Origin of the sequence: Amycolatopsis sp. NPDC049159, from assembly GCF_040648295.1 — a bacterium.
GTDB classification, from domain to species: domain Bacteria; phylum Actinomycetota; class Actinomycetes; order Mycobacteriales; family Pseudonocardiaceae; genus Amycolatopsis; species Amycolatopsis pretoriensis_A.
Genome location: NZ_JBEZDL010000003.1, coordinates 207,897 through 228,769, shown reverse-complemented (window position 1 = coordinate 228,769; position 20,873 = coordinate 207,897). Strand labels below are relative to the sequence as shown.

At 72.4% G+C, this 20,873-nt stretch carries 21 protein-coding genes; 8 read left to right on the top strand and 13 right to left on the bottom strand.

The window, feature by feature from the left end; genetic code table 11:
- Positions 1 to 11: 11 nt before the first annotated feature.
- Positions 12 to 1,523, bottom strand: a complete 1,512-nt coding sequence (locus AB0B33_RS07270; RefSeq protein ID WP_360767996.1) for a M1 family metallopeptidase — start codon at positions 1,521 to 1,523, stop codon at positions 12 to 14.
- Positions 1,524 to 1,648: 125 nt separating this feature from the next.
- Complete coding sequence (gene menD / locus AB0B33_RS07265) at positions 1,649 to 3,325, bottom strand: 2-succinyl-5-enolpyruvyl-6-hydroxy-3-cyclohexene-1-carboxylic-acid synthase (RefSeq protein WP_360767994.1); 1,677 nt, start codon at positions 3,323 to 3,325, stop codon at positions 1,649 to 1,651.
- A gap of 51 nt (positions 3,326 to 3,376) precedes the next feature.
- On the opposite strand from menD, the gene AB0B33_RS07260 reads away from it, so the two are divergent.
- The 5 genes from AB0B33_RS07260 to AB0B33_RS07240 all read left to right on the top strand — a co-directional run bounded on the left by AB0B33_RS07260 (position 3,377) and on the right by AB0B33_RS07240 (position 9,455).
- Complete coding sequence (locus AB0B33_RS07260) at positions 3,377 to 4,300, top strand: 1,4-dihydroxy-2-naphthoyl-CoA synthase (RefSeq protein ID WP_247015322.1); 924 nt, start codon at positions 3,377 to 3,379, stop codon at positions 4,298 to 4,300.
- A 1-nt stretch (position 4,301) separates the two neighbouring features.
- Entirely contained in the window at positions 4,302 to 5,426 is a 1,125-nt protein-coding gene (gene menE, locus AB0B33_RS07255; protein WP_360768615.1) for an o-succinylbenzoate--CoA ligase, read from the top strand.
- A gap of 51 nt (positions 5,427 to 5,477) precedes the next feature.
- Positions 5,478 to 5,621, top strand: a complete 144-nt coding sequence (locus AB0B33_RS07250) for a hypothetical protein (protein WP_247015324.1) — start codon at positions 5,478 to 5,480, stop codon at positions 5,619 to 5,621.
- 139 nt (positions 5,622 to 5,760) lie between these two features.
- Complete coding sequence (locus tag AB0B33_RS07245; RefSeq protein WP_360767989.1) at positions 5,761 to 8,562, top strand: BTAD domain-containing putative transcriptional regulator; 2,802 nt, start codon at positions 5,761 to 5,763, stop codon at positions 8,560 to 8,562.
- A 23-nt stretch (positions 8,563 to 8,585) separates the two neighbouring features.
- Positions 8,586 to 9,455 (top strand): 1,4-dihydroxy-2-naphthoate polyprenyltransferase, encoded by an 870-nt coding sequence (locus AB0B33_RS07240; RefSeq protein ID WP_360767987.1) that lies wholly within the window; start codon positions 8,586 to 8,588, stop codon positions 9,453 to 9,455.
- A 125-nt stretch (positions 9,456 to 9,580) separates the two neighbouring features.
- Here AB0B33_RS07240 and AB0B33_RS07235 read toward each other — a convergent pair whose 3' ends face one another.
- From AB0B33_RS07235 to AB0B33_RS07225, 3 genes are read right to left on the bottom strand one after another with little or no spacing between them, the layout of a single operon-like run.
- Entirely contained in the window at positions 9,581 to 10,666 is a 1,086-nt protein-coding gene (locus tag AB0B33_RS07235) for a PLP-dependent cysteine synthase family protein (RefSeq protein WP_360767984.1), read from the bottom strand.
- Positions 10,663 to 10,950 carry a DUF4229 domain-containing protein gene (locus tag AB0B33_RS07230; RefSeq protein ID WP_247015332.1) on the bottom strand — a complete coding sequence of 96 codons (288 nt, stop codon included), beginning with the start codon at positions 10,948 to 10,950 and terminating at the stop codon, positions 10,663 to 10,665. Before AB0B33_RS07230 ends, AB0B33_RS07235 begins: the two co-directional genes overlap by 4 nt.
- Before the next feature lie 11 nt (positions 10,951 to 10,961).
- Positions 10,962 to 11,435: an Lrp/AsnC family transcriptional regulator gene (locus AB0B33_RS07225; protein ID WP_247015334.1), complete on the bottom strand. Its 474-nt coding sequence runs from the start codon at positions 11,433 to 11,435 to the stop codon at positions 10,962 to 10,964.
- Between the two features lie 279 nt (positions 11,436 to 11,714).
- Between AB0B33_RS07225 and AB0B33_RS07220 the strand changes: the two genes are divergently transcribed.
- Positions 11,715 to 11,927 carry a BldC family transcriptional regulator gene (locus AB0B33_RS07220; protein WP_003081896.1) on the top strand — a complete coding sequence of 71 codons (213 nt, stop codon included), beginning with the start codon at positions 11,715 to 11,717 and terminating at the stop codon, positions 11,925 to 11,927.
- Positions 11,928 to 12,078: 151 nt separating this feature from the next.
- Complete coding sequence (locus AB0B33_RS07215) at positions 12,079 to 12,261, top strand: hypothetical protein (protein ID WP_247015337.1); 183 nt, start codon at positions 12,079 to 12,081, stop codon at positions 12,259 to 12,261.
- A gap of 84 nt (positions 12,262 to 12,345) precedes the next feature.
- On the opposite strand, the gene AB0B33_RS07210 is transcribed toward AB0B33_RS07215, so the two are convergent.
- The 7 genes from AB0B33_RS07210 to hemL form a co-directional block, all read right to left on the bottom strand.
- Positions 12,346 to 13,749 (bottom strand): AAA family ATPase, encoded by a 1,404-nt coding sequence (locus tag AB0B33_RS07210; protein WP_360767979.1) that lies wholly within the window; start codon positions 13,747 to 13,749, stop codon positions 12,346 to 12,348.
- A 77-nt stretch (positions 13,750 to 13,826) separates the two neighbouring features.
- Positions 13,827 to 14,795: a c-type cytochrome biogenesis protein CcsB gene (gene ccsB, locus AB0B33_RS07205; protein ID WP_360767977.1), complete on the bottom strand. Its 969-nt coding sequence runs from the start codon at positions 14,793 to 14,795 to the stop codon at positions 13,827 to 13,829.
- 3 nt (positions 14,796 to 14,798) lie between these two features.
- Entirely contained in the window at positions 14,799 to 16,403 is a 1,605-nt protein-coding gene (locus tag AB0B33_RS07200; protein ID WP_360767974.1) for a cytochrome c biogenesis protein ResB, read from the bottom strand.
- Positions 16,400 to 17,173 (bottom strand): cytochrome c biogenesis CcdA family protein, encoded by a 774-nt coding sequence (locus AB0B33_RS07195; protein WP_360767971.1) that lies wholly within the window; start codon positions 17,171 to 17,173, stop codon positions 16,400 to 16,402. Before AB0B33_RS07195 ends, AB0B33_RS07200 begins: the two co-directional genes overlap by 4 nt.
- 92 nt (positions 17,174 to 17,265) lie before the next feature.
- Positions 17,266 to 17,838, bottom strand: a complete 573-nt coding sequence (locus tag AB0B33_RS07190; RefSeq protein WP_360767968.1) for a redoxin domain-containing protein — start codon at positions 17,836 to 17,838, stop codon at positions 17,266 to 17,268.
- Positions 17,835 to 18,461, bottom strand: a complete 627-nt coding sequence (locus tag AB0B33_RS07185) for a histidine phosphatase family protein (protein ID WP_247015360.1) — start codon at positions 18,459 to 18,461, stop codon at positions 17,835 to 17,837. The genes AB0B33_RS07190 and AB0B33_RS07185 overlap by 4 nt, the downstream gene beginning before the upstream one ends.
- A complete protein-coding gene (gene hemL, locus AB0B33_RS07180) occupies positions 18,458 to 19,759 on the bottom strand; it encodes a glutamate-1-semialdehyde 2,1-aminomutase (RefSeq protein ID WP_360767965.1) in 1,302 nt (433 codons plus the stop codon). Before hemL ends, AB0B33_RS07185 begins: the two co-directional genes overlap by 4 nt.
- A gap of 60 nt (positions 19,760 to 19,819) precedes the next feature.
- Here hemL and AB0B33_RS07175 point away from each other — a divergent pair, with 60 nt between their 5' ends.
- Entirely contained in the window at positions 19,820 to 20,296 is a 477-nt protein-coding gene (locus tag AB0B33_RS07175) for a TspO/MBR family protein (protein ID WP_247015364.1), read from the top strand.
- Here AB0B33_RS07175 and AB0B33_RS07170 read toward each other — a convergent pair.
- Entirely contained in the window at positions 20,293 to 20,865 is a 573-nt protein-coding gene (locus AB0B33_RS07170) for a hypothetical protein (RefSeq protein ID WP_360767962.1), read from the bottom strand. The genes AB0B33_RS07175 and AB0B33_RS07170 overlap by 4 nt on opposite strands.
- Positions 20,866 to 20,873: the final 8 nt, after the last annotated feature.

Genomic DNA, 20,873 nt, shown 5'->3' with positions numbered 1-20,873 from the left:
AGCGGTCTCGCTCAGTGCGCGTGCTCCGCGGCGAGATTCCGGTGGTTCGCCTGGATCTGGTCGTACGACCGGGGCTTCGCCGGGGCCGCGAAGCGGGAAACCGCCGCCGCGCCGTTGGGGCCCACCGCGGGCTTGCCCGCCGTGTACAGCCAGGTCTGGAACAGCTCGTGCAGCGGCTTGCCCGAGATCTTCTCCGCCAGCGCGATGAACTCCAGGATCCGGCCGTCCTTGCCGCCCTTCTGGGCCTGCCACGTCTGCAGGATCTTGAAGAACGCCTCGTCGCCGACGGCGGTGCGCAGCGCCTGCAGCGTCAGCGCGCCGCGGTCGTACACCGCGTTGTCGAACTGGTTGTCCGCGCCCGGGTCGGCCGGGACGAGCTTCCACAGGTCACCGTCGGCCGGGTTCGAGTCGTACGTGTACTGCGCCAGCTCGGCGACCGTGCCCTCGCCCTCGTGCTCCGACCACAGCCACTCGGCGTAGGACGCGAAGCCCTCGTTCAGCCAGATGTCGCTCCAGCGGCCGAGGGAGACGTTGTCGCCGAACCACTGGTGGGCGTTCTCGTGCGCGATCAACGTCGTGTTCGAGCCCGCGCGGAAGTTGCGGGCGCCGTAGGTCGGCCGGGTCTGATTCTCCAGGGAGAACGTGATGCCGCTGGTGACGACGCCGCCCTCGGCCTCGAACGGGTACGGGCCGAACTGGGTGGCCAGGAACTCGTCGATCTCCGGCGTCCGCTCGACGCTCGCCTTCGCCGCGTACAGCGAGTCACCGAGGTCCGAGCCGTACGCGGTGATGAACGGCTTTCCGTCCGGCGTCGTCGACTGGTTCAGCTCGTACTTGCCGACGATGAACGACGTCAGGTAGGTCGCCTGCGGCTTGGTGCTGCGCCACTGCCAGCGCGTCCAGCCCGCCCGGCTCTTCTGCGTCCGGACCAGCGAGCCGTTGGTGATGGCAACGTTGTCGTCCGGGGCTTCGATCGTGACGTCGTAGGTCGCCTTGTCGGTCGGGTGGTCGTTCGCCGGGAACCACCACGCCGAGCTCTGCGGCTCGTCGACGCCGAGGGCGCCGAAGGAGCCCTTCTTCCAGCCGTTGAGCCCGTCCACCTTCTCGGTCGAGGGCGTGTCCGAGTAGGCCACGACGACGGTCGCGGTCTGGCCCTTGAGCAGCGGCTGCGCCGGGGTGATGACGAGCTCGCCGTTGCCGTTCTGGTTCGTGAACTGCGCCGGGCGGTTGTTCACGCGCACGCTGGACGCCTTGAGCGCGAAGTCGAGGTCGAACCGCGAGAGGTCCTGCGTCGCGGTGAGCAGCAGCGTGGTGGTGCCGGCCAGCACGTCGGTCGCGGGCTGGTAGGTCAGGCGGATGTCGTAGTGCAGCACGTCCGTGCCGCCGTTGCCGGCGTTCGGGTAGTACGTGTCACCGACGCCGGGCGCACCCGGCGCCGGGGCCGCACTGGCGGTACCGGCGAGCAGCACCGAGGCGACCCCGGCCGCGAGCACACCGAGGCCGGTGCGAGTTCTTGCACGCATTCGAATCCCTCCAACGGGTGAGGTTCAGCGCGCTCGAACGTAGCCAGCCAAGAAGCACCCAGGAACAGCCGAAGGGAGGATCTTGCCTGCTGGGATCCCACCCGGAAAGCGGTTGACCGAATCCGTCAGACCGCCGAAACGGCCGCGCTGACCGCGGAGCGCAGCCGGGCGTGCAGGTCACGGTGCCGCGAACGGTCCACTCGCACCTCGACGACGCGCAGGCCCGGCTCCGGCCGCAGTGCCGCCTTGAACTCCGTCAGCGTCTCCGCGACGACGTGCGGGACGCGGTAGCCGGCGCACAGCGCGCCCAGGTCGGCGCCGTGCGGCGTGCCGAAGACGCGCTCGAAGCTCGCCGAGTGCTCCGGCGCGCCCTGCTCCAGCAGCGAGAAGATGCCGCCGCCGTCGTCGTTGAGCACCACGATCGTCAGGTCCGGGCGCTGCTCGGCCGGGCCGGTCAGCAGCCCCGAAGCGTCGTGCAGGAACGTCAGGTCGCCCAGCAGCGCGTACGACGGGCCGCGGTGGACGTACGCGGCGCCGATCGCGGTCGACACCGTGCCGTCGATGCCCGCGACGCCGCGGTTGCGGTGCACGAGGACGTCGGGGCGCAACCGCCCGGCCAGCGCCACGTCCCGGGTCGGGTTGGACGAGCCCACGACGAGCAGCGAGTCCGGCGGCAGCGCGTCCACCAGCTCGGTCGCGACGCGCAGCCCGCTGGGCCACGGCTCCTCGGCCAGCGTCGCGGCGACAGCGGAAGCGGCCGCGGCGTCGGCACGGCGCCAGCTCGCCAGCCACTCCGGGTCGGCGGGCTTCGTCGGCTCGTCGAACCACTGCCCGACCTGCCGGACGTTGTGCGCGGGCGCCGGCCAGTCCGAGTCCGGCCGGACCAGCAGGACCTCCACGGAGGCGTCCGAAAGCACCTTCTGGATCTGCCGGAACACCGTCGGCCGCCCGAGGCAGAGCACCTGCTCCGGCTTGTGCCGCGAGATGAACTCCTCGACGCCCAGCAGCCACGCGCCGGACGAGATCGCCGTGCCACCGGACAGCCCGATGCCGCCGGTCTCCGAGATCACCGGCCAGCCGTGCTGCTCGGCCCACTCGCTCGCCGCCTGGACGCCGGTGTCGCACGCGATCACCAGGCCGTGGCGGGCGGAGGGCACCACGAACGACGGCAGCGCGCCGAAGTCCGGCAGCTCGGTCCACCGGGAGCCGTCGGGACGGCCGTCCAGCGACTCGTACCACTCGCCGTCGTCCTCGAGGTCGGGCACGAGCGGCTCGCGGAACGGGATGTTCAGGTGCACCGGGCCGCAGCGCCACTCGCCGTAGGCGGCGTTCCAGGCCCGGCAGATCTGGCTGCGCCAGTACGAGTTCTGGCCGGCCCGCCGCTCGGCGACGGCCAGCTCGTCGAAGTACCGGGCGGCGTTGCCGAACAGCCGGTGCTGGTCGATGACCTGCGACGCGCCGGCCGCGCGCAGCTCGGGCGGCCGGTCGGCGGTCATGACGATCAGCGGGACGCCGGCGCGGTCGGCCTCCAGCACGGCCGGGTGGAAGTTCGCGGCCGCGGTGCCCGACGTGCACAGCAAGGCCACCGGACGCCCGGTGCGCGCGGCGATGCCGAGGGCGAGGAACGCGGCGCCGCGCTCGTCGATGCGGACGTGGAGCTGCAGCTTCCCGGCCGCCGCCGCGTCGTAGAGCGCGATCGACAGCGGCGCGTTGCGGGAGCCCGGGCAGAGGACGACGTGCGAAACGGTGTTGCGGACGAGTTCGTCGACGATCACCCTGGCCTGCGCGGTGGAAGGGTTCACCGGCAGGCTCCAGACAGATCAGAGATGTCCACAGGTCCTATTCTCCCAAACGTGGATGACGCCCGAGTTTCCGAGCTGTTCGATCCGGCCGCGTGGACCGAGGTCGAAGGTTTCGCCTTCACCGACATCACCTACCACCGTTCCGCTGAGAACCGCGGCGGCAAGCGCGTGGTGCGCGTCGCGTTCGACCGTCCGGAGGTCCGCAACGCCTTCCGGCCGCACACCGTCGACGAGCTCTACCGGGCGCTGGACCACGCCCGGATGAGCTCGGACGTCGGCTGCGTCCTGCTCACCGGCAACGGCCCCTCGCCCAAGGACGGCGGGTGGGCGTTCTGCTCCGGTGGTGACCAGCGTATTCGCGGACGCTCCGGCTATCAGTACGCGAGCGGCGAGACCTCCGACACGGTGGACCCCGCGCAAGCCGGCCGGCTGCACATCCTCGAGGTCCAGCGGCTGATCCGGTTCCTGCCGAAACCGGTGATCGCGGTCGTGCCGGGCTGGGCCGCGGGCGGCGGGCACTCCCTGCACGTCGTGTGCGATCTCACCCTCGCCTCGGCCGAGCACGCCAAGTTCAAGCAGACCGACGCCGACGTCGGCTCGTTCGACGCCGGCTACGGCTCGGCCTACCTGGCCAAGATGGTCGGGCAGAAGTTCGCCCGCGAGATCTTCTTCCTCGGCCGCGAGTACTCCGCCGAGCAGATGCACCGGATGGGCGCGGTCAACGCCGTCGTCCCGCACGCCGACCTCGAAAAAGAGGCGCTGGACTGGGCGTGGGCGATCGTCGGCAAGTCGCCGACGGCGCAGCGGATGCTGAAGTACGCGTTCAACCTCACCGACGACGGCATGGTCGGCCAGCAGCTGTTCGCCGGCGAGACCACCCGCCTGGCGTACATGCAGGACGAAGCCGTCGAAGGCCGCGACGCGTTCCTGCAGAAGCGCGACCCCGACTTCAAGGACGTCCCCTATTACTACTGAGCTGCTCCCGATCCCCCTCGACGGCTCCCCGGCGGCGCTCGCCACGCTGAAGCGCGCGGTCGCGGACGCGCTGGACGGCGGGCCGGCCGTGCTGCCGTTCACCGACCCCGCGCTGCGGGACGCGATGGCCCCGGGTGAGCCCGCCGAGCCGGACACGGCCGTGGTCATCGCCACTTCGGGCTCGACCGGCGCGCCCAAGGGCGTGCTGCTCTCGGCCCGCGCGCTGACCGCGTCCGCCGAGGCCACGCACGCCCGCCTCGGCGGCCCCGGCCACTGGCTCCTGGCGACCCCGGCGCACTACATCGGCGGGCTGCAGGTGCTGGTCCGGTCGCTGCTCGCGGGCACCGAGCCCGCGTTCCTGACCGGCACCGGCTTCCGCCCGGCCGACTTCGCGGCCGCGGCGGCGAGGCTGACCGGCGGCCCGCGGTACACGGCCCTCGTGCCGACCCAGCTGGTCCGGCTGCTCGACGACGGCGGCGCGGGACTGGCCGCGGCGAAGACGTTCGACGCGATCGTGCTCGGCGCGGCCGCGACCACCCCGGCGCTGCGCGAGCGCGCCGCCGAGGCCGGGGTCCGGATCGTGCCCGCGTACGGGATGAGCGAGACGGCGAGCGGCTGCGTCTACGACGGCTTCCCGCTCGACGGCGTCCGCGTCGACCTCGACGGCGGCCGGATCCGCATCGCCGGCGACGTGCTCGCGCACGGCTACCGGGGCCGGCCGGACCTCACCGCGGAGGCGTTCTCCGGCGGCTGGTTCACGACGTCCGACCGCGGGGCCCGGCACGAAGACGGCCGCCTGGAGGTGCTGGGCCGGGCGGACGACATGATCAACACCGGCGGTGTGAAGGTGTCGGCGAACGCGATCGAACGCGTGCTGTGCGCGCAGCCGGGGGTGCGGGACGCGTGCGTCGTCGGCCTGCCGGACCCGGAGTGGGGCGAGGCCGTGGTGGCGCTGGTCGTCCCGGCGGGCGAGCCGGGCGACCTGCGCGCGGCGGTCCGCGCGGAGCTGGGCCCGGCCTCGACCCCCAAGCGCGTCGAATTCGGCACCGAGCTGCCCCTGCGCGGCCCCGGCAAGATCGACCGGGCGGCGGTGAAGGCCCTACTGACGTCGGGTTCGCGCGGCTGAATGGTGGCACTTCGTTGACATTGACGGCGTGCGCACGCTTGGCTACGCACCATGACGCGCTGGCTCCGCACCGCCCTGATCAGCACCGCCGTCGCGCTGGGAGTGCTCCTCCCGGTGGGCACGGCGCTGGCCGACGGTCCCGCCGTGGCCCCGAACAGCGGCCAGCTCACCTGGCAGCTCCCGACGACCGACTGACCGGTCGACCGGCGGGAACCGTGCCAACCCCTCGATGGCGCGGGTCCCCCGGTCTTCCCCATCGTGCCCCCTCCGCCTTGCCCGGACCTTGCAGACCGCTTGAACGAGCTGGTCGAATGCGGGGGCGAGGGGAGGCGCGGTGGTGGTGGAGTTCCGGTTGCTGGGCCCGATCGAGGCCCGGGTGGACGGCGAGCCGGTCGAGCTCGGGCCCGCGCGGCAGCGCGCCGTGCTGGCGGCGCTGCTGGCCGACGCGAACCGGCCGGTCCCGGTCGAGCGGCTGATCGACCGGGTGTGGGCGGACCGCCCGCCGCTGCGCGCGCGGGAGTCGTTGCACAGCTACCTGTCCCGGCTCCGGCATTCACCGGCCGCTGAAGGGCTGGAGATCCGGCGGCTCCCCGGCGGCTACCTGCCGCGCGTCGACCCCGGCGCGGTGGACCTGCACCGGTTCCGCCGGCTCGTGGCCGAAGCGCGCGAAGCCGGGGACGACGCCGCCGAGGAACTGTTCGAGCGGGCGCTCGGGCTCTGGCACGGCGACGCACTGGCCGAGCTGGACACCCCGTGGGCCGCCGACCTGCGCCGGTCCCTGCACGCCGAACGGTGGTCGGCCCGGCTCGACCACGCCGACCTGCGGCTGCGCCGGGGACGGCACGCCGGGCTGCTCGCGGACCTGACGGCGTGGAGCCGCGAACACCCGCTGGACGAGCGGCTCGCCGGTCAGGTCGTGCTGGCCCTCTACCGCAGCGGCCGCCAGGCCGACGCCCTCGAGCACTACGAGCGGCTCCGGCACCGGCTGGCCGAGGAGCTGGGCGCCGATCCGAGCCCGCCGCTGCGGGAGCTGCACCAGCGGATCCTGCGCGGTGCGCCGGAGCCGGCCGGTCCGGGACCGGCCGACGGCGTCATCCCGGACCGGTTCCCGGCGGCGCCCCCGTCGTTCATCGGCCGCGCGGACGAGCTCGCCGCGCTGACCGCGGCCGCGCACCGCGAGGCGGACGAGGGACGTGTGGTGCAGATTTCCGCGCTGGCCGGGGCCGGCGGAGTCGGCAAGACGTGGCTGGTGCTGCACTGGGCGCACGCCCACCGCGACCGGTTCCCGGACGGCAGGCTGTTCGCCGACCTGCACGGCTTCTCGTCGGCGAACGCCCCGCTGGAGCCGTCGGTCGTGGTGCGGGGCTTCCTCGGCGCGCTGGGCGTCGCACCCAGCCGCGTCCCGCCCGATCCGGACGCGCAGGCCGCGCTGTACCGGCAGCTGGTCGCGGGCAAGCGGATGCTGGTCGTGCTGGACAACGCGGCCGACGCCGGCCAGGTGATCCCGCTGCTGCCGGACAGCTCGGCGGCCACGACGGTGGTGACCAGCCGCCGCCACCTCGCCCCGCTGATCACGCGCTACGGCGCCCGGCACCTCCAGCTCGACATCCTCACCCACGGCGAAGCCCGCGCGCTGCTGACCGAACGCCTGGGCGCGGCACGGCTGGCCGCCGAGCCGCGGGCGGTCGAGGACCTGATCGGCCTGTGCGGGCGCTACCCGCTGGCGCTGGCGATCATGAGCCGCCACGCGCACACGCGCCCGCACATCCCGCTCGCGGAGTTCGCCGCCGAACTGCGCGACCTCGGCCTCGACGCGCTCGACCACGAAGACCCCGCCGTGAGCCTGCCCACGGTCCTGTCGTGGTCGCTGCGCGCGCTCACGGCCGAGCAGCGCACGGTGTTCGCCCTGCTCGGCACCGCGCCCGGCCCCGACACCGGGCTGCCGGCCGCGGCGGCCCTCGCCGGCCTGCCCCCGCGCCGGACGGCCAAGGTGCTGAGCATGCTGGAGGAGGCGTCGCTGCTGACCCGCCGTCCCGGCGGCCGGTACGCCATGCACGACCTGATCCACGACTACGCCACGACGACCGCCGAGCGCGAGCTCCCGGCGGACGAGCGGGAAGCGGCGCTGCGGCGGGTCCTGGACCACTACGTCCACACGGCGCACGCCGCCGACCACCACCTCGACCCCCACCGCCAGGCCGTCCCGCTCGCCGCGCCCGCGCCGGGCGCCGCACCGCACCCGCTGCCCGACGACACCGCCGCGCTGGCCTGGTTCGACACCGAGCACGCGAACCTCATCGCGGCCCAGCGCACCGCCGCGGCCGCCGCGTGGCACGACGTGGTGTGGCAGCTGGCCTGGGGAACGCACACCTTCCAGAACCGGCGGGGCATGCTCCACGACCGGCTGGCCGGCTGGCGCGCGGCACTGGACGCCGCCGCGCACCTGGCCGACCCGGCCGCGCTGAGCCGCGCGCACCGGCTGCTCGCCGACGTCCACGCGAACCTGCGGCGGCACGACGAAGCCGTCGAGCACCTGCAGGAAGCCATCGCGCTGGCCGAGCTCCACGACGACCGCACCGAGCAGAGCCTCGCCCAGCACGGGCTTTCGTGGGTCTGGCAGCTGCGCGGCGACGACCGGCGGGCCCTGGCGCACGCCACCCGCGCGCTGGCGCTCTTCCGCGCTCTCGGCAGGCCCGTGTGGGAGGCGCGCGAGCTCAACCAGGTCGGGTGGCTGGCCGCCCAGGTCGGCGACCACGAGACCGCGCGAAGCCACTGCGAAGCCGCGCTGGCCCTGCACCGCCACCACGGCGACACGCACGCCGAGGCGGACACCCTGGACAGCCTCGGCTACATCGAGTTCCACACCGGGCGGCACGAGACCGCGATCGACCACTACCGGCGGGCGCTCACGCTCTACCGCGACCGCGGGAACACGTTCCAGGTCGCCGACACCCTCGACCGCCTCGGCCAGCCGCTCGCCGCCCTCGGCCACCACGACGAGGCCCGCGCGGCGTGGCGGGAGGCGCTCGAGATGTACCGGCAGCAGGACCGCGGCCGCGACGCCGACCGCGTCCGGGCGCAGCTCGACGCCCTGGACGGCGTGCCCGCGACGGCCCGGGTTCCCGCCGGGCACTGATCGACATGGCGTTGAATGGCGCCATGGCTTCAGTGAGCGAGTGGATCGAGGGGGCCCGGCCCCGGACGCTGCCCAACGCGGTGGCGCCGGTCGTGGCGGGGGTCGGCGCGGCGATCGCGCTGGACGCGTTTTCCTGGTGGCGTTCGGTCCTGGCGCTGCTGGTCTCGCTCTCGCTGATCGTCGGCGTCAACTACGCCAACGACTACTCCGACGGCATCCGCGGCACGGACGAGCACCGCGTCGGGCCGCTGCGGCTGGTCGGCTCCGGGGTCGCCGCGCCCAAGGCCGTGCTGACCGCCGCGCTGGTTTCGCTGGGGCTGGCCGGGGTGCTGGGGCTCGTGCTGGTGGTCGCCAGCGGGCACTGGTGGCTGCTCGTGATGGGCGCGCTGTGCATCCTCGGCGCGTGGTTCTACACCGGCGGCAAGAAGCCCTACGGCTACTACGGCTTCGGCGAGATCGCCGTGTTCGTCTTCTTCGGCCTGGCCGGCGTGCTCGGCACGGTGTACGTCCAGGCGGGCCGGGTCAGCTGGGCCGCGCTGGCGTGCGCGGTCGCGGTCGGCGCGTTCTCGACGGCGGTCCTGACCGCCAACAACCTGCGTGACATCCCGACGGACGTCGAGTCCGGCAAGCGCACCCTGGCCACCCGCCTCGGCGACGGCGGCACCCGGCGGCTGTACCTGGTGCTGATCGCGGTGCCGTACGTGCTCAGCGTGGTGCTCGGGATCTTCCACCCGCTGCTGCTGATCACCCTCGCGACGGCGCCGATGCTGCTGAAGTCGGTCCGCGCGGTCGGCGGCGGGCAGCAGGGGCGGGCCCTGATCCCGGCGCTGCGGGACACCGGCCTGGCGATGCTCGCCTGGGCCGTGCTCGCCGCCGTCGCGCTGAGCTTCTAGCTCTCCGGGAGGTCGGTCAGCCGGCGAGTGGTCATCGATGACGGTGTGCAGCACGGCGGTGCCGGTGCGGGGCGTGCGGTCGGATCAGCGGGGACAACTCGGGACAACGTCCCTGAACATCACTTCTAGCTCTCCGGGACGAAGAACTTCCCGGTCGTCAGGAACTCCTCGAACAACGCCGTGTGCGGGGCCAGGTCCAGGCCCTGCTGGGCCAGCCAGTCGTCGTTGTAGTACGTGTGCGCGTACCGCTCGCCGCCGTCGCAGAGCAGCGTCACGACGCTGCCCGCCTGGCCGTCCTCGACCATCCGGGAGATGAGCCGGAACGCGCCGTAGAGGTTGGTGCCGGTCGAGCCGCCCGCCCAGTGGCCGGTGCGCTCGCGCAGCAGGCGGATGGCCGCCAGGGAGCCCGCGTCGGGGATCCGGAACATCTCGTCGATGACGCCCGGCACGAACGACGGCTCGCAGCGCGGGCGCCCGATGCCTTCGATCCGGGACGGCATACCGGTGGCGTAGTCGAGCGCGCCGGTCTCCCAGGCGCCGTAGAACGACGAGTTCTCCGGGTCGACGACGCAGACCTTCGTGGTGTGCCGCTTGTAGCGGACGTACCGGCCGAAGGTCGCGCTCGTGCCGCCGGTGCCCGCGCCGACGACGATCCAGCTGGGCACCGGGTGGCGCTCCGAGCGCATCTGCGCGAACACCGACTCGGCGATGTTGTTGTTGCCGCGCCAGTCGGTCGCGCGCTCGGCGTAGGTGAACTGGTCGAGGTAGTGCCCGCCGCACTCGGCCGCGAGCCGCTCGGCCTCCGGGTACATCGCCGGGGCTTCGTCGACGTAGTGGCACTCGCCGCCGTAGAACTCGATGAGGGCGATCTTCTCCCTCGACGTCTTGCGCGGGACGACCGTGATGAAGCGCAGCCCGAGCATGCGGGCGAAGTAGGCCTCGGACACCGCGGTCGAGCCGCTGGAGGCCTCGACGAGCACGGTGTCCGGCCCGATGTGGCCGTTGACCAGCCCGTAGAGGAGCAGCGACCGGGCCAGGCGGTGCTTGAGCGAGCCGGTCGGGTGGACGGACTCGTCCTTGAGGTAGAGGTCGATGCCCCACTCCGGGGGCAGCGGGAAGACGTGCAGGTGCGTGTCGGCGCTGCGGTTGGCGTCGGCCTCGATGATGCGGACGGCCTCGCGGACCCAGCTGCGGCTGTGCGGGCGGCTCACTCCGGCTGCCCGGCGGTGTCCCCGCGGAGCTGGGCGCGCAGCTGGGCACGGGCCCGGGCGCGCTTCTCGTTGCGCTTCGCCAGGCCGGCCGTGACGCGGGCGTTGAGGCCGCGGAAGAGCAGCAGGCCGAGCGGGAGCCCGACGACCAGGCCGATGAGCAGCGCCACCAGCAGCGGCACGCCGGCCAGGGACAGGCCCCACGCGATCGCCCCGACCAGCACGAACCGCGCCAGCAGGTACAGCGTCAGGTCACGTGGCAGGTTTCCGGCCTTCTCGTCGCTCACACCAACGCAGGCTACGCCCCGCCCGCCCGGTCCTTCTGCAGGCCTGCGTTGTTCGGGCGCCCCTCGAACCGCGTCGAGAGCACGACCGTGGTGTTCGTCCGCCCGACGCCGGGGATGCGCCGGAGCCGGCCCAGGGCCCGCTCCAGGTCGTCGACGGTCGCCACGCGCACCTTGACGACGAACGCTTCGTCGCCCGCCACCGCGTAGCAGCTCTCGACCTCGTCGAGCTCGCCGAGCGCTTGGGCGACGTCGTCCTCGGTCGCGGTGTCGGTGGGATGGATGCCGACGAGGGCGGTGACGCCGAGCCCGACCGAGCTCGGGTCCACGACCGCGTGGTAGCCGGTGATCACGCCGGCGGCTTCCAGCTTGCCGACCCGCTCGTGCACCGATGACGCGGACAGCCCGACGGCCCGCCCGAGATCGGCGTAGGTGGCCCGTCCGTTGATGCGCAACGCCGCGATGATCTTCCGGTCCAACTGATCCACGGGGATCACTCTATGCGGTTGGACAATCCCCCATTGGCACCACACCTCGCCGTCGGTGACCCGCGCGAACGGCGTTCTCGCACTTCACGTCACGAAATTTTAGTTGCACACCGTAAACAAACTGTCCGTTTTGACCTTTAAGGGCTCTTTACTCTTGGACAACCGTTCGAGTACCCGACGGGTGAAGTGCAACGATTGCCGTGTTGGCTACCCCGGCGCGACGGGCAGAAGGGCCCGGATGCCTCCGGTATAGCAGTGAGTTCGTTAAGGAGGCGGAAAATGACCGCGACGATGGGCGGACGCCTGCTCACCCCAGGCGAGGTGGCAGCGCTGTTCCGGGTGGACCCCAAGACGGTGACGCGGTGGGCGACGGCGGGGCGGATCGGCTCGATCCGGACCCCGGGCGGGCACCGGCGGTTCCGGGAGTCCGAGGTGAACGAGCTCCTGGCCGAGCTGACCACCGACGCCAGCGAACCGGCGCGCAACGCCTGAACCACCTCCGGCGCAGGGCCGTGTCGGGTACGGGGAACCACCCCGTCCCGCGCGGCCCTTTGTCGTTGCCGGCGTCACCCGCACGACGACGTTGGCGCCCAAACCCGGCTGAAGAGGCTAACCTCGGGGGACCCACACGGAAGGATCCGGCATGCTCGCTCTGCTCGCGGCGGTCGGCGCGCTGGTCGTCGCCCTGCTCCTGTGGCGGTCGTTCGCCGGTCAGCGGATGGTGCCGTCGACCCCGCGCCGCGCCCCGCTCGCCCCGGACGACGACCCCGACTTCCTGCGCCAGCTGGCCGAACAGCAGCGCAAGCGCCGGGACGAAGACGGCTGAGCAGACCGGTCCGCCGCAGCACGTCGTGAGTGGCAAGACGGGTTGGAACCGCCCTTACCACTCACGACCTGGCAGGCGAGCGGCTCAGCGGTAGCCCTGCGAGAGCGGGGTCGCGAAGCCGTCGGCGACCGTGGCCGCCAGCTCCAGCAGCGAGAGGCGGGTGTCGCCGCTCAGGCGGTCCAGCTCGATCTCCGCGCCTTCCTCCAGGTGCGGGTCGAAGGGCACCTTGCAGACCGCCCGGACCTTCGCGCCGAAGTGGGCCGAGAGCTTGTCGAGGTCGACCGAACCGCCCTTGGGGCGGACCGAGTTGATCACCGCGACCGAGCGCTTGACCAGCTCGCCGTAGCCGTGGGCCTCGAGCCAGTCCAGGGTCGCCGAGGCGCTGCGGGCACCGTCGACCGAGCCGGACGAGACCACCACCAGCGCGTCCGCGACGTCCAGGACGCCCTTCATCGCCGAGTGCATCAGTCCGGTGCCGCAGTCGGTGAGCACGATGTTGTAGAAGTGCTCCAGCAGGTTGACCGTGCGCCGGTAGTCGTCCTCGGAGAAGGCCTCCGACACGGCCGGGTCCTGCTCGCTGGCGAGGATTTCCAGCCGGCTGGAGCCCTGGGACGTGTAGGACCGGACGTCGCTGTAGCGCGTGATGCGGGCCGCGTCGCGCAGCAGGTGGCGGACCGTCGCGGTGGTCTCCAGCGGGAGCTTCTGCGACAGCGTCCCGCGGTCCGGGTTGGCGTCCACGGCGACGACGCGGTCACCGCGCAGGGAGGCGAACGTCGCACCCAGCGTCGTGGTCACCGTCGTCTTGCCGACGCCGCCCTTGAGCGACAGCATCGCGATCTTGTAGCAGCCGCGCAGGGGCTGGTTGACGCGCGCGATGAGCTCGCGGCGGCGGGTGTCCGCCGGGCTCTCCCCCGGGTTGACCAGCTTGCCGCTGCCGACGTAGAGCGCCTTGCGCCAGCCGGACTGCGGGGGCCGCTTGACCTGCTTGACCAGGTGCGCGGTGGACAGGTCGTGGCCGTGGCCCGGCTGCTGCGGCGGCGCCGCGTGCCGCCCGCCCTGGGGCTGCGGCAGGCCCGAGGGCTGCTGGGGCTGCTGCGGGTACTGCGCCTGGGCCTGGGCGTACTGCTGGGCCGGGTCACCGTACTGCGGCTGCAGCGGCGGCAGGTTCTGGTCGTAGCCGTACTGAGGCCCCGGCGGCACCTGGTGCGGCCCGGACACGGCCGGGTTCACCTGGTGCGGCCCCGACACGGCCGGGTTCACCTGATGCGGACCGGACACGGCCGGGTTCACCTGGTGCGGGCCGGACACCGCCGGGTTGGGCGGCGGCGGGACGGCCTGCGTGGGCTGCGCGTCGAAGGCCCCGGACGTCTCCGGGTGCGGGTGGGAGTCCGTCCGGTCGTCGGCGAACAGGCCCGGTTGCTGCGGGGCAGCGGCCGGGTCGGCCTGTTCGGGGTGGCCAGGAGCCGATTCTTCGCTGGGTCCGGTCACCGGTGTAAACCTCCGCGCACTCGCCCCGACATCGCTCTCCCCCGGTCACGACGGTAGTCGGAGTCCTCGCGGGACGCTCAGCCCACCCCGGCGTAGGAGTGCAGGCCCGCGGTGACGAGGTTCACGAAGAACAGGTTGAAGATGATCGCGGCGAACCCGACGATGTTGATGGCCGCGGCCCGCGCGCCCCGCCAGCCCGCCGTCGCCCGCGAGTGCAGGTAGGCCGCGTAGACCACCCAGGCGATGAACGCGACGGTCTCCTTGGGGTCCCAGCCCCAGAACCGGCCCCACGCGGACTCGGCCCAGACGGCGCCGCAGAGCACGCCGAAGGTGAACACCGGGAAGGCGAAGATGGTGGTCCGGTAGGCGATCCGGTCGAGGACGTCGGCCGCGGGCAGCTTCGAGGCGAACCGGGCGAACTTCGTCTCGTCCTTCTCGTACGCCGAGCGGAACAGGTAGAGGACGCTCGCGACACCCGGCACGAGGAAGACGCCGGAGCCGATGATGGCCGCCGAGACGTGGATGACCAGCCAGTACGACTGCAGCGCGGGCTGGACCGGCGCCGCGATCGTGTACAGCAGCGTGCCGTTGATGAACATCAGGATCACGACGGGCAGCAGCAGGAAGCCGGTCAGGTGCCGGACCGGGAACTTCGCCATCACGAGGATCCAGGTGACCACCGTGATGAAGGTGACCGCCATGCCGTACTCGTACATGTTGCCCCACGGCGCGCGGTGCACGGCGAGCCCGCGCAGCACGATCGCCGAGAGCTGCAGCACCGCGCCGAGCACGAGCAGCGACGCGCCCATGCGGCCGATCCGCTCGGGGCGGCCGACCTCGCGCTGCCCGGCCGGCACCTCTTCGATGGGCGGGCCGCCGGCACCGACGAGCTCGCGCGAGCGGCGCTGGGCGCGTTCCATGGCGAGCCGGCCCTTGGCGCCGAAGCCCTGCTCGATCAGCGTCATCATCAGCGCGACGACGTAGATCGCCGCGGCGGTGGTGTACAGCCAGTCGCTGTACTGCGACAGCGTCTCGTTGATCGGCATGCCTCAGCCCTTCTGACCACTGATCAGGCGTTCACTGATCCGGTGGAACTCTTCGCCGTACCCGGCCTGGTCCGTGCGGGCCAGCCCGGCGACCTCGATGACGGTACCCGGGTGGTCTTCGGTCCCCGGCTTCACCCGCACCCACAGCCGCCGCCGCTTGACCAGCAGTGACGCGCCGAGGCCGAGGAACATCGCGATGGCGAAGCCGAGCACGAACCCCTGCGTCGGGTCGTGGGACACCTGCAGGGAAACCCAGTGGTTGACGCCGTCGAAGCGGACCTTCGTGCCGTCGTCGAGCTTGATCTCCTGGCCGACCTTGAGGTTCTCGCGGGCGACCTTCTTCAGCCTGCCGTCGTCGACGAGCGACTGGTCGATCTCGAACACCGACTGCCCGCGCCCGGCGTCGAGGCCGAGGTCGCCGCGCATGATGTCGACGGCCACGGACGGGTCGTTCAGCTCCGGCGCCGAGGACGTCAGGACGTTGCCGTGCAGGAACGACGTCGGCGCGAAGAGGCCGGTGACGGCGAGCTGGCGGGTCCGCCGCTGCACCTCGTCGGTGACACCCGGCTGGTCGAACTTCGTCGCGCCTTCGGCGAGCATCGTGGTCGGGTCGACCGTGCGCCACTGGGTGTTCTGGGTGCGCTTGTCGCCGTTGGGGAAGGTGACCGTGAACTGCGGCGAGTAGCCCTGGCCGAGCAGGTAGACGCGGTCGCCGGCGGTGCGCAGCGGCGAGTTGACCTCGAGGCCGTACGGGCGCCAGGTGTTCGTTTCGAGGTCTTCGCCGGACTGGTACTGGATGTTCGCGTGGTAGTACTCCGGCTCGCCGGCCGGGGTGTACCGCACGGTGAAGTCGTCGACCTTCACGCAGAACGGGTCGAGGTCGGTGCCGTCGACGCGCAGCCCGGCGTTGAAGGAGTCGTAGTTGTAGATGCCGGAGTTGCAGAAGCTGTCGCCGTCGGCCTGGACGATGACCTGGCCCTCGTAGCCGAACATCTTGCCCAGCGCGAAGAACACGATCAGGCCGAGCATGCTGAAGTGGAAGACGAGGTTGCCGGTCTCGCGCAGGAACCCGCGTTCGGCGGAGATCGTGCGGACGCCGTCGGCCTCTTCGCGCTCGACCCGGCGCCAGCCCGACAGGTGCTTGTGGACGGCGGCGACTTCGGCGGCAGCGTCTGACACGTCCGGCTTGCCGCGGCCGAGCCGGTAGTGCGGCATCCGGGCCAGGTTGCGCGGGGTCAGCACCGGCTTGGCGCGCATCGCCTTGACGTACTCGAAGCTGCGCGGGGTCAGGCAGCCGATCAGCGAGATCATCAGCAGCAGGTAGATGGCCGAGAACCAGATGCTGGAGTAGACGTCGTAGAACTCGAGCTTGTCGAGCAGGGTGCCCCACCAGCCGTGGGCGCTGATGTACTCGTCGACCTTGGGGGCGTTGAGCTTCCGCTGCGGCAGCAGCGCACCCGGCAGGGCGGCCAGCGCGAGCAGGAACAGCAGGACGAGCGCGGTGCGCATCGACGTCAGGCCGCGCCAGGTGTTGCGGACGAAGGCGAAGGTGCGCTTCGCGGGCGTCGGGCCTTGCGGGGTCTTCGGGGGCGCTTCCGTGGTGGTCACAGCGGCAGCTCCAGGTTGCCGGCGAGCTCGTTGCGGAGCCAGCCCATCAGATCTCCCCACACGCCGGTGACCAGCAGGATGCCGACGATCATCAGCAGCACGCCGCCGAAGATCTGCACCTGGCGGCCGTGCCGGCGCACCCAGTCGGTGGCGCGCACGGCCCAGCGGGCGCCGAGCGCGATGAGCAGGAACGGCAGCCCGAGGCCGAGGCAGTAGACGGCGATCAGCAGGTACCCGCGGGCTTCGGCACCGCCGGTGGCGCTGGCCAGCGTCGTGACGGCCGAGAGCGTCGGGCCGATGCAGGGCGTCCAGCCGAGCCCGAAGATCGCGCCGAGCACGGGGGCGCCCCAGACGCCGCCGCCCGGGACGCGGTGCGAGCGGACGTCGCGCTGCAGGCCGGGGATCCAGCCGAGGAAGACCAGCGCCATGGCGATGGTGAGGACGCCGCCGATGCGCTGGAGGAGGTCCTGGTTGACGACCAGGGTGTCGGCCAGCCAGACGAGCGTGCCGAACGTGGCGACGAAGACGACGGTGAACCCGAGCACGAAGAGCAGGGCGGCCCCGAGAACGGCCCACCGCCCGCGCTTGCGCTCTTCGCCGGCGCTGACCGCGGGCGCGTCCGCCCCGACGAGCGCGGCGAGGTACGCGAGGTACCCCGGCACGAGCGGCACCACGCAGGGCGAGGCGAAGGAGATGGCCCCGGCCAGCAGCGCGACGCCCGCAGCGAGCAGCAGCGGTCCGGAGATCGCCAGCTCGGTCACGGAGTTCACCCCGTTGAGGGTAGGCAGTGAGGTCCTGGTGAGAACGCCGGGGCCGCTTCACAGGACCTCGGTCACAGCAGATCAGGACGTAGGTCCCACCGTCAGGCGGGCTCGGCCTCCAGGCGTTGCGTGACCGGGAGCAGGTCCTGGGCCAGGACCGGCCGCAGGAACACCGCCGCCACGCGGTGTTGCTTGTCCAGGACGATCGTCGACGGGATGATGTTGCGCGGGTAGCCGCTCAGCTTGAGCAGGACCCGGCCGTCCGGGTCGTAGATCGACGGGTACGTCAGCTGCCGGTCGCGGACGAAGTCCTGGGCCACCTCGCGGGCCGGGTCGCGGACGTCGATGCCGACCACCTGGGTGCCCGGGGCCTGCTTGGCCAGCGACTCCAGCTCCGGCACCTCCGTGCGGCACGGCCCGCACCACTGACCCCACAGGTTCAGCACCACGACCTTGCCCGGGAAGTCCGCCAGCGACAGCTGCTTGCCCTCGTGCATCAGGTCGTCGCCGGCCAGGACCGGGGCGGTCTGGCGCTGGGCGACGTCGTAGGTGATGTCGACCTTGCCGCCCGGGGAGACGAAGCTGAAGCTGCTCCCCTGCACCACCGCGTCCTTGCCCGCGCTGCAGCCGGCCAGCGCAAGCACCGCCACGGCCCCGACGACCAGCCGTTTCATGCGCCGGTCACCTTCGGGTCGGTCGTGCCCGCGGGCTCGCTGTAGACGATCTCCCGCAGCGAGTCGCCGTCGAAGACCAGCGACGTCAACGACGCCAGCGAGCACTGGCGGCGGCGCGGGTCGTGCCACAGCTTCTTGCCCTCGAGGAACCGCCGCAACGTCCAGATCGGCAGCTGGTGCGACACGCACAGCGCCTCGTGACCATCCGCCGCCTCCCGCGCGCGGTGGACCGCGCCGAGCATCCGGTGCGCGATCTCCAGGTACGGCTCGCCCCACGACGGCTTGAACGGGTTGACCAGCTTCGGCCAGTGCCGCGGCTCCCGCAGCGCGCCGTCGCCGACCGCCACGTGCAGGCCCTCGAACTGGTTGCCCGCCTCGATCAGGTCCTCGTCGGTCGCGATGTCGAGCCGGTGCGCGGCGGCGATCGGGCCCGCCGTCTCCTGCGCGCGCTGCAGCGGCGACGCGACGACGTGCACGAGGTCGTGGCCCGCGACGGCCTCGGCGACCGTCAGCGCCTGGCGCTGCCCGCGCTCGGACAGCCGGTAGCCCGGCAGCCGGCCGTACAGGATCTTCTCGGGGTTGTGCACTTCGCCGTGGCGCAGCATGTGGACGACGGTCGTCACTTGACCGCCTCCGCCGCCGCGCGCGCCGCCGCGGGCAAGGCCGCTTCGATCACCGAGAACGCTTCGTCGTCCATGGCCGCGTTGACGAACCAGGCTTCGTACGCGCTGGGCGGCCCGTACACGCCCGCGTCGAGCAGCGCGTGGAAGAACGCCGGGTACCGCCACGTCTCGGACGCCTGCGCGCCGGCGTAGTCGCGCACCGGCCGGTCGCCGAAGAACACGCTCACCAGGTTGCCCGCGTACTGGACGGTGTTCGCGACCCCGGCGGCGCTCAGCTCGCGGCGGAAGAGGTCGCCGAGGCGCTTCGCGTTGGCGTCGAGCGCCGCGTACACGGCGTGGTCGGCCGCGCGCAGCGTCGCGAGGCCCGTGGCCACCGCGACGGGGTTCCCCGACAGCGTCCCGGCCTGGTAGACCGGCCCGCCCGGGGCGAGCTTGGCCATGACGTCGGCGCGGCCGCCGAAGGCCGCCGCCGGCAGGCCGCCGGACATCACCTTGCCGAACGTGTAGAGGTCGCCGGCCACGCCTTCGAGGCCGAACCAGCCCGCGCGCGAGACGCGGAACCCGGTCATCACCTCGTCCATGACCAGCAGCGCGCCGTGCTCGTGGGCGATGTCGCGCAGGCCCGCGTTGAAGCCTTCGTCCGGCGCGATCGCGCCCATGTTCCCGGCCGCGGCCTCGGTGATCACCGCGGCGATCTCACCCGGGTTGTCCGCAAAGGACTTCCGGACGGCGTCGAGGTCGTTGTAGGGCAGCACCAGCGTGTCCCCGGCCTGGGCGCCGGTGACGCCCGGCGACGTCGGCAGCCCGAGCGTCGCGACGCCGGAGCCGGCCTGGGCGAGCAGCGCGTCGACGTGACCGTGGTAACACCCGGCGAACTTCACGATCTTCGAGCGCCCGGTGAACCCGCGGGCCAGCCGGATCGCGCTCATCGTGGCCTCGGTGCCCGAGTTGACCAGCCGGATCCGCTCGACGGGTTCGACGCGGCCGATGATCTCCTCGGCCAGCTCGACCTCGCCGATCGTCGGGGTGCCGAACGACAGCCCGGACGTCGCCGCCGCGCGCGCCGCCTCGACGACGTGCGGGTGCGCGTGGCCCAGGATCATCGGGCCCCAGGAGGAGACCAGGTCGACGTAGCGGTTGCCGTCGGCGTCCCACAGGTGCGGGCCCTCGCCGCGGACCATGAACCGCGGCGTGCCGCCGACCGAGTTGAAGGCCCGGACCGGCGAGTTCACCCCGCCCGGGATGGCCGCCTTCGCGCGGTCGAACCATGCCTTGGACTGCTCGGTTCCAGTGCTCACCGCTCCAGTGTGGCAAACCCGCCTAAGATGGCCGGACGCCGCCCGGGAGGGGAACAGCCGGTGACCGATCGCGTGCCGCACCGCAACCCGTGGCTGGTGCTGGCCGGGTTCTTCGGTGTCGTCGCCGTCGTGGCCGTGGTCGCCGCACTGGCCGCGACCTCGGCGAAGGACGTCTACGCGCGGCTCGAACAGCCGTCGTGGGCGGCACCGGCGTCCTGGTTCGGTCCCGTGTGGACGGTGCTGTACGTCACCATCGCCCTGTCCGGCTGGCTGTACTGGCGCACGGACGGCGAGACCCGCGGGTTCGCCGCGTACGGCATCGGCCTGCTGGCCAACCTGCTGTGGACGCCGCTGTTCTTCGAAGGCGGCGCGGCCACGGCGGCGCTCGTCGACATCATCGTGCTGGACGTCGTCGTGGTCGTGACGATCGTCCTGTTCGGCCGCCGGTCCAGGCTCGCGGCGGTGCTGCTGGTGCCCTACCTCGCCTGGATCGGCTACGCGACCGCCCTCAACGCGGCGATCGTCGCCCTCAACTAGCGCGCCGCCTCCTGGGTGATGGCCTGCGCGGTCACCGTGCCGTCGTCGCCCGCCTGCCCCTGGACGACGACGGTCGAGCCCGGCTTGAGGTCGGCCAGCTTGCCCCGCTGGGTCACCCCGACCGCGGTCGAGTCCGATGTGGACACCTTGACGTCGGTACCCTGCGCGGTCTTGACGTACACCGTGGTGCCCTCGACGCGGTCGACCGTGCCGGTGGTGCCGCGCCCGCCGGCGCCGCGGAAGCCGCCGGCCTGCTGCCCGGGGCCGGCCTGCTGGCCGCCCTGGGTGCCGCCGGCCGGGCGGGTCGGTGCCGAGGAGGACGACGAGCCGAACGCCGCGTGCGTCCAGGCGCCGCCGCCGAACGCGATCGCGAGGACGACGAGCCCGGCCAGCACCAGCGTGCTGCGCGAGAACGGCTTGGCCGCCCGGCGCATCTCGGCGTTCAGGTCACCGTCGACCGCCGGTGCCGCCACGATCTCCTCGGCCGCACTTTCACGTGAAAGTGCAGCTTTGTGCGGCAAAGTCGCACTTTCACGTGAAAGTGCGGGGTCGGGTACGGGCGAGGACATCGGAGACT

Excerpts from the sequence above, each read along its gene's own strand:
- AB0B33_RS07220 (WP_003081896.1), top strand. The coding sequence starts at position 11,715 with ATGACCGCGACGATGGGCGGACGCCTGCTCACCCCAGGCGAGGTGGCA.
- AB0B33_RS07190 (WP_360767968.1), bottom strand. The coding sequence starts at position 17,838 with ATGAAACGGCTGGTCGTCGGGGCCGTGGCGGTGCTTGCGCTGGCCGGC.
- ccsB (WP_360767977.1), bottom strand. The coding sequence starts at position 14,795 with ATGCCGATCAACGAGACGCTGTCGCAGTACAGCGACTGGCTGTACACC.
- AB0B33_RS07250 (WP_247015324.1), top strand. The coding sequence starts at position 5,478 with ATGACGCGCTGGCTCCGCACCGCCCTGATCAGCACCGCCGTCGCGCTG.
- AB0B33_RS07270 (WP_360767996.1), bottom strand. The coding sequence starts at position 1,523 with ATGCGTGCAAGAACTCGCACCGGCCTCGGTGTGCTCGCGGCCGGGGTC.
- AB0B33_RS07240 (WP_360767987.1), top strand. The coding sequence starts at position 8,586 with ATGGCTTCAGTGAGCGAGTGGATCGAGGGGGCCCGGCCCCGGACGCTG.
- AB0B33_RS07170 (WP_360767962.1), bottom strand. The coding sequence starts at position 20,865 with ATGTCCTCGCCCGTACCCGACCCCGCACTTTCACGTGAAAGTGCGACT.
- AB0B33_RS07215 (WP_247015337.1), top strand. The coding sequence starts at position 12,079 with ATGCTCGCTCTGCTCGCGGCGGTCGGCGCGCTGGTCGTCGCCCTGCTC.